Raw genomic sequence first — 7,389 nt, forward strand, 5'->3', positions numbered from 1 at the left:
GTGGGCGAGTTTTTATATTCAGTAACCCAGTAATCGGTCCGCGTTATTCAATAAAGGTTCGCCGGCATTTAAACGGCGAAAGTTCTCCGCAACTTGTTCGGCAATGCAGTCGTGGGAGGCCGCCGAAGCCATGTGCGGTGTGATTGTCACGCCGGGCATTGTCCAGAGACGGTGATCAACCGGCAGTGGTTCTTGCTCGAAAACATCCAGCAGCGCGCCGCGCAGTTTTCCTCGTTTCAGGGCGTGCTCGAGGTCGTCGATATTGAGATGACCGCCCCGGCCGCAATTCACCAGCGCAGCACCATTGGCCAATTGTTCGAAAGTTGAATGACCAAGAATGCCGCGGGTTTCGCTGGTCAGCGGCAACAAGTTGATCAGCAACTCCACACCCTCAAGAAACGGTTTCAGGTTTGCCGCACCGGCGAAGGTCTGCACACCGCTTATCGTCTTGTCACTGCGCGCCCAGCCACGAACGTCATAACCGGAAGCGGCCAGATCCTGAGCGATGGCACTGCCCAGCGATCCCAGCCCCATCACACCCACCTTGAATTGCCCCGCCGCCCGTTGCAGCGGCCGCTCCCAGCGCTGTTCCTGTTGCTGCAACAGCACTTGATCGAAACCACGGTGATAGTGAATCACCGCCCAGCGTACGTATTCGGTCATGCCCTGACGGTGACCGGGATCGACCACCCGGCACACGGGCAGATCCGGGCACGACGGGTCGTGATCGAGGTGATCGATGCCGGCCGCCACCGAGTGAATCACCTGAAGATTCGGTAACGCGGCGAGGCTGCCCGGCAAAGGGAACCAGCACGCGGCAATCTGCGCATTTTTGGCCAGCGGATCATCCGCCAGCACGGTGGTGAGCTGCGGCGCGCTGCGGGCGAACGCGGCTTGCAGTTGCTTGAGCAGCAAGGTGTCGCGGGAGAGCAAAACCACGGTGTTGATGACGGTTTTCACGATAAGTAGGACTCACGCTGGGATTCGATCAGGGTCAGTGCGGCCTCCCAGGCCAGGTCGATGATGTTGTCCTGCTCATCGCGGTCAAACTGCTCGGCGGTGTGTGCACACACTTCCGGCGACGGGTAATGCAACGCTGAACCGCCGGCCAGCGCCGCCACCTGCGCCTGACAGGCCCGCTCCAGAAAGTGGATCTCCTGGAACGCCTGAGCCACGCCGGAGCCGCCGACCAGCAAACCGTGATTGCGCAGGATCATTGCCCGGTGCGGCCCCAGATCAGCAATCAACCGCTCGCGCTCATCCAGCGACAACGCGATGCCTTCATAGGTGTGATACGCCAATTTGCCATAGAACTTCAGCGCGTGCTGACTGATCGGCAGCAAGCCCTGTTTCTGCGCCGCAACGGCCATGCCGGCGGCGGTATGGGTATGGATCACGCAATTCAGGTCCGGACGGGCCATGTGAATGGCCGAATGAATGACGAACCCTGCGGCGTTGACCCGATGACCTTCGTAATGCGGATCGACGACGCGCCCATCCTGATCGATGCGCACCAGATCCGAGGCGCGCATGCGGTCGAAAATCACCCCATAGCGGTTGATCAGAAAGTGATGCTCAGGCCCTGGAATCCGCAGGGTGATGTGGGTGTCGATCAAATCGGTCATGCGAAAGTGCGCGACCAGCCGATACAGCGCAGCCAGTTCGCAACGGGCCTTCCATTCAACCGGGCCGATGTGTTCAGGTTTACTCACGAATACACCTCTTTAACAGCGTGGGTGACGACCGGGTTGGCGCGCAGGCGGGCCAGCCCGCAAACACCGATCAGGGACAGGGCCGAAAGCAAGGTGAAGAACACCGCCAACGGCAGCCATTGTCCGGAAAACTTGCTCGCCAGCAGCGTGCCGATCAGCGGCGTGGTGCCGCCGGCCAGTGCACAGCTCAACTGGTAAGCGATGGAAATGCCCGAGTAGCGCAGGTGCACCGGGAACGCCTGGGTCATGTAACCGGCGATCACCGCGTACAGCGCCGAAAGGATCACAACCGCGAGGGCGATGCCGAGGGTCATCAACAGAATGTTTTGCGTGCCCACCAGCAAGAACATCGGGTACGGCGTGACCATGCACAGCAGCGCAACGAGCTTGAGAAAACGACCTTCGCCGATGCGCTCGGCGAGCAGTGCGCTGAGCGGTTGCGAGAGCAACTGAATGACGGTCACCAGGAACAGGCAATCGAGAATCGTCGAGCGTGCGATGCCCTGATACTGGGTGACGTAGGTGATCATGAAAGTGTTGGTGAAGAAGAACCCGGCCGAGCCGATGGTCACTGCGGCGGCAGCGAACAGGATCTGCCGCCAGCACGTGCGAATCACGTCTTTCACCGGGTATTTGGCGGTCTCGTTGTTGTCCCGCGCCTTGGCGAATTCCGGCGACTCATGAACGCCGGAGCGGATCATCAGGCCGACCATCATCAGCACACCACTGGCGAGGAACGGCAGACGCCAGCCCCAGGCGAGGAAGTCTTCGGGTTCGAGTGATGTCACCAGGCGAAAAGCAATCAACGCCAGCAACAAACCGGCCGGGCTGCCGAGTTGGGCGAATGATGCGTAGAAGGTTTTGCGCTTGGCTGGCGCGTGCTCGCTGGCCATCAACACGGCCCCGCCCCACTCGCCTCCGACGGAAATGCCCTGGATCAAACGCAGCACGATCAGGCCGATCGGTGCCCAGATACCGGCGCTGGCGTAGCTGGGTAACAGGCCGATGCCGGCAGTTGCCACGCCCATCAGCGCCATCGTCACCAGCAACATTTTCTTGCGGCCCAGACGATCGCCCAAGTGTCCGAAAACCATGCCGGCCATGGGACGGGCGATGAAGCCGACGGCGAAACTGCCAAAAGCCGCCAGGGTACTCATCACCGGGTCGCTGCTGGGAAAGAACACTTGCCCAAGCACCAACGCCGCCGCGGTGGCGTAAATGTAAAAGTCGTAGAACTCGATGGTCGTGCCAATGAAGGCAGCGGCCGCCGCTCGACGCGGCTGTGCGGTGGTATGCATGCAAGGACCCTGTGTATTTATAGTTTTGGGCAGGTACTGAAGGCTGTTTACGGTTGCGCTCTGTGGCGCTTGTGGGCTTTATCGCTTCCATGCCAGGATTAGTCAATTTTCATATTCTTATCTTTACTATTAGCACTGCTACTACATGGGATTGTCATGACTTCCACTAACCCCTGGGTGGGCCGACGTTTTCTGAACGATCGCCTCGACTGGAACCTGCTGCGCACCTACCTTGTGATCGGCCAGGAAGGCAGCATGAGCCGTGCCGCAGCGCGGTTGCACATCACGCAGTCGGCCGTCAGCCAGGCGCTTAAACGGCTGGAAGAACAACTGGAATGCGTGTTGATTGCCCGTAGCGGGAGACGGTTTGACCTGACGGAAACCGGGGAAGAAGTCCTGCGCATTGCGACGGATATCTACGGCGATATTTCGCGATTGGGCACCGTGGTGGAGAGTCGTCACGATGACGTGGTGGGCAAGATCCGCATCCTCACCGTCAGCGGTGTGCAGGCGCGGCATTACGACGAGTTCCTCGCCGACTTCCATGAAACCCACCCGAAAATCGAGCTGGAAGTCGAGGTGATGGGCAGCTCGAACATCATCAGTTCGTTGCTGCAGAAGACCGCGACCATTGGCGTCGGCCTGTGTCGTTTACCGCAGCCGAGGCTGGAACAGCGGGTGCTGTTCCGAGAGCGTTATGCGTACTTTTGCGGCCAGCGTCATCGGCTGTTCGGACAAGAGAATCTGACGCTGGAACAGCTCGCCGCAGAAAACTTCGTCAGTTTCACCAGCGACCAGCTCGGCGGAAATCTTTCGCCGCTGACGCTGTTTCGCGACCAGCAGGGTTTTACCGGCAAGATCGTTGCTTCATCGACGAGCTTCGAAGAGATTTACCGATTGATTTGCGCAGGGTACGGGATTGGCTGCCTGCCGACGCATTTGGTGAAAAGGGATGTCGAGCAAGGGTTGCTGTGGCGGTTGCCGCCGGAGGATGGGGTGGTGGATTTTGATATTCAGCTGCTGTGGAATCGCGAGCAGAAGATGAGTCAGGCGGAAACCGTGTTCCTCGAAAGCTTCCAGCACATGCTCAGCATTCGTGAGCCTGTGCTGTGAAGCCTTGATCGGTTAAACGTGAGGATCGCCAGGCGCTTTACTCGGCGTGGCGTATTGCGGTTTCAGGTGGCCGTCCTGATCGAGTAACCAGGCGTCCATGATCTGTCGCACCACAGGCCCGGCGACGCGACCGCCGGCCTCGCCGTTTTCGATCATTACCGAGATGACAATCTTCGGGTGCTCGGCTGGCGCGAAGCCGACAAACAAGGCGTTGTCGCGGTTCCGCTCCAGGGTTTTCGCCCGGTTGTAGCGCTCACCCTGTTTGATCGCGACCACTTGCGCGGTACCACTTTTCCCGGCGATGCGGTATTGGGCGCCTTGGGCCGCCGCTCGGGCGATCCCGCGAGCGTCGTGCATGACCATTTGCATGCCGTGGTTGACCTGCTCCCAGTCACGCGGGTCTTTCAACAGGATGTTTGGCATCGGATGCTCATCCACTGGCGTCACACCGTCCACGGTCTTGGCCAGGTGCGGACGGTTCCAGACACCTTTGTTGGCGATCAGTGCGGTGGCTTGAGCCAGCTGCAGCGGCGTGACTTGCATGTAACCCTGGCCGATGCCGAGGATCACCGTTTCGCCGGGGAACCACGCCTGACGGCGCGTGGCACGCTTCCAGGCCTGAGACGGCATCAAGCCGGCAGACTCTTCGAACATATCCAGCGAGACCTTCTCGCCAAGCCCGAACATCGCCATGTAGTCGTGCAGGCGATCGATGCCCAGCTTGTGCGCCAGGTCGTAGAAGTAGGTGTCGTTGGAGCGCATGATCGCCGCGTCCATGTCCACCCAACCGTCGCCGCTGTGGTTCCAGTTACGGTACTTGTGATCGAAGTCCGGGAGCTGGTAATAACCCGGGTCGAAGACACGGGTTTGCGGGGTCACGACACCCGCATCCAGGCCGGCAATCGCCACTTCAGGCTTGATGGTCGAACCGGGCGCATAAAGACCGCGCAGTACGCGGTTGAACAGCGGCCGGTCGATGGAGTCATGCAGTGCCGCGTACTCCTTGAAGCTGATCCCGGTCACGAACAGGTTCGGGTCAAAGCTTGGCTTGCTGACCATGGCCAGCACTTCACCGGTCGATGGATCGAGCGCGACCACTGAACCGCGACGATCACCCAAGGCTTCTTCGGCGGCTTCCTGAAGTTTGACGTCGAGGCTCAGGACGATGTTTTTACCAGGCACCGGATCGGTGTGTTTGAGCACTCGCAGCACGCGACCTTGGGCGTTGGTTTCGACTTCTTCGTAACCGACGTGGCCGTGCAATTCTGATTCATAAAACTTTTCAATCCCGGTCTTGCCGATGGATTGGGTGCCTCGGTACTCGACAGTGTCCAGGGCCTTGGATTCTTTCTCGTTGATTCGACCGACGTAGCCGATGGAATGGGCGAAGTGCGCGCCCATCGGGTAATGGCGAACGAACTGCGGCTCTACGTCGATTCCGGGCAGGCGGAATTCGTTGACGGCGAGTACGGCGATTTGCTCTTCACTGAGTTCGTAGAACAGCGTGACAGGCACAAAGGGGTGGCGCGCCTGCTTCATCGCCTTGTCGAACAACGTCCGGTCTTCAGCGGGCAGGTGCAGGAGATTGACCACCTCATCCAGTTCTTCTTTGACGTCAGCGGCGCGTTCGCGGGTGATGGTCAGGTTGAAGCTGGGGCGGTTGTCCGCGAGGACCACGCCATTGCGGTCGTAGATCAATCCGCGCGTGGGGGTGATCGGCAATACGTGGACGCGATTGTTTTCCGAGATGGTCGAGTGATAGTCAAACTCGACGACTTGCAGCACGTACAGGCGCACCACCAGTGCGCAGGTGATAGCGACGACGAACAAGGCGCAAGCCATCAGTCTTTTGTTGACCAGGCGCGTCTCTTTTTCGTGGTCCTTGATCGGTATCGGTTGGGGCATTTCTGCAGCTGCTCTTTAACTAAAAAGGGGCGCCGATCCGTAGGCTTGAAATCAGTCCGTTAAAAAAACGAGCTGCACCATACCAAAAACCGTGCGGTCACTTTAGTGCGATTTCCTCTAACGGTTGTCCTTGAGGGCCAAAACGACGGTTGGTTTTTTCTGACTCGTGCGATTTGTTCAAAATTGATATTCCGATTCATGCATTTTTCTTGCAGATAGGCCTGTGGATACTGGGTGCATGTCATTCCTTTTTTGGAGTTTGTTCATGCATCCACGATTTACACGATTACTCGGTTCGAACGGTTTTTCCATTGGGCTGGAGCTGCCACTGGATAACGATTGGTCCAGCGACGGCCAGCGCCGACGAATTGCCGAAGACCGCCCTTTTGGTGTTCCGGATCTGAAGCAACATGCAGCGATGGCGAGGCTGGCGGACAAGGCTGGATTCCGTGCTCTGTGGGTCCGCGATGTACCGGTTTACGACCCGAATTTCGGCGATGCCGCACAGGTTTTCGAAACCTTTTCCTATCTTGGGTACCTGGCCGGAATCACCGACAACATCATGTTGGGTACGGCGGCGGTTGTACTTCCATTGCGTCAGCCTTGGCTCACTTTGAAGTCAGCAAACAGTGTTGATGAGTTGAGCGATGGGCGTTTACTGCTTGGCGTGGCCAGTGGTGACCGGCCTATGGAATATCCATTGTTTGGGGTCGATTACGATCAGAGGGGAGAGATTTTTCGCGACACGGTGGAGTTGTTGCGCGACCAGGGTGAAGGCCGTCTGCCTGAAGGTGCGCACTTGCTTCCGCAGCGAGATGAAGCGGCTCCATTGTTGGTGGCAGGTCTTGGCCAGCAATCACCCGCATGGATTGGTGAGCACATGGATGGCTGGCTCGCCTACCCGGGCACGCCAGATGAGCATCGGCGTCGGGTCGGGTTGTGGCGCGAGGTGGGTGGGGATAAACCTTACATCAGCTTTGTCCACCTTGATCTGGCAGCCAATCCTCACGCTCCGATGCGACGTGTGCGTTTTGGCGGCATTTGCGGGCGGTTGGCGCTGATTGATGAGCTTCAGGCATTACGTGAAGCCGGGGTACAACATGTTGGCCTGCATGTGCGTCGTAGCGAACGCCCGGTTGCCGGGGTTATTGAAGAGATTGCTGAATACGTTCTGCCAAAGTTCCACTGACAATGCAGTGTTTTCAAGGGCCGCCAATGTGGCTGCCCTTTTTTTCGCCACTTTCCTGCGGGCAAAACAAAACCCCAACTGCTTTCGCAATTGGGGTTTCGGAATTTAATCTTGACGATGACCTACTCTCACATGGGGAAACCCCACACTACCATCGGCGATGCATCGTTTC

The 7,389-nt window shown here is 58.5% G+C and carries 6 protein-coding genes; 2 read left to right on the forward strand and 4 right to left on the reverse strand.

The window, feature by feature from the left end; genetic code table 11:
- Positions 1 to 18: 18 nt before the first annotated feature.
- The 3 genes from IB254_RS16335 to IB254_RS16345 are packed head-to-tail and all read right to left on the reverse strand — an operon-like array spanning position 19 to position 3,010.
- Positions 19 to 960, reverse strand: a complete 942-nt coding sequence (locus IB254_RS16335; protein WP_192418085.1) for a 2-hydroxyacid dehydrogenase — start codon at positions 958 to 960, stop codon at positions 19 to 21.
- A complete protein-coding gene (locus tag IB254_RS16340) occupies positions 957 to 1,712 on the reverse strand; it encodes a class II aldolase/adducin family protein (protein WP_008028005.1) in 756 nt (251 codons plus the stop codon). The genes IB254_RS16335 and IB254_RS16340 overlap by 4 nt, the downstream gene beginning before the upstream one ends.
- Complete coding sequence (locus tag IB254_RS16345) at positions 1,709 to 3,010, reverse strand: MFS transporter (protein WP_192418086.1); 1,302 nt, start codon at positions 3,008 to 3,010, stop codon at positions 1,709 to 1,711. The genes IB254_RS16340 and IB254_RS16345 overlap by 4 nt, the downstream gene beginning before the upstream one ends.
- A 156-nt stretch (positions 3,011 to 3,166) precedes the next feature.
- Here IB254_RS16345 and IB254_RS16350 point away from each other — a divergent pair, with 156 nt between their 5' ends.
- The gene (locus IB254_RS16350; RefSeq protein WP_008028009.1) at positions 3,167 to 4,123 is read left to right on the forward strand and encodes a LysR family transcriptional regulator; all 957 of its coding nucleotides are present in this window, start codon (positions 3,167 to 3,169) and stop codon (positions 4,121 to 4,123) included.
- A gap of 12 nt (positions 4,124 to 4,135) precedes the next feature.
- Here the strand turns inward: IB254_RS16350 and mrdA are convergent, their stop codons facing one another.
- The gene (gene mrdA, locus IB254_RS16355) at positions 4,136 to 6,028 is read right to left on the reverse strand and encodes a penicillin-binding protein 2 (protein WP_192418087.1); all 1,893 of its coding nucleotides are present in this window, start codon (positions 6,026 to 6,028) and stop codon (positions 4,136 to 4,138) included.
- 265 nt (positions 6,029 to 6,293) lie between these two features.
- Between mrdA and IB254_RS16360 the strand changes: the two genes are divergently transcribed.
- Positions 6,294 to 7,217 carry a TIGR03571 family LLM class oxidoreductase gene (locus IB254_RS16360; RefSeq protein WP_192418093.1) on the forward strand — a complete coding sequence of 308 codons (924 nt, stop codon included), beginning with the start codon at positions 6,294 to 6,296 and terminating at the stop codon, positions 7,215 to 7,217.
- The last annotated feature ends 172 nt before the right edge of the window (positions 7,218 to 7,389 follow it).

Origin of the sequence: Pseudomonas sp. PDM03, assembly GCF_014852385.1 — a bacterium.
Taxonomy (GTDB): domain Bacteria; phylum Pseudomonadota; class Gammaproteobacteria; order Pseudomonadales; family Pseudomonadaceae; genus Aquipseudomonas; species Aquipseudomonas migulae.

What these genes read in the sequence shown, in the direction of transcription:
- IB254_RS16345 (WP_192418086.1), bottom strand. Translation starts at nt 3,010, where the DNA reads ATGCATACCACCGCACAGCCGCGTCGAGCGGCGGCCGCTGCCTTCATT.
- IB254_RS16350 (WP_008028009.1), top strand. Translation starts at nt 3,167, where the DNA reads ATGACTTCCACTAACCCCTGGGTGGGCCGACGTTTTCTGAACGATCGC.
- mrdA (WP_192418087.1), bottom strand. Translation starts at nt 6,028, where the DNA reads ATGCCCCAACCGATACCGATCAAGGACCACGAAAAAGAGACGCGCCTG.
- IB254_RS16360 (WP_192418093.1), top strand. Translation starts at nt 6,294, where the DNA reads ATGCATCCACGATTTACACGATTACTCGGTTCGAACGGTTTTTCCATT.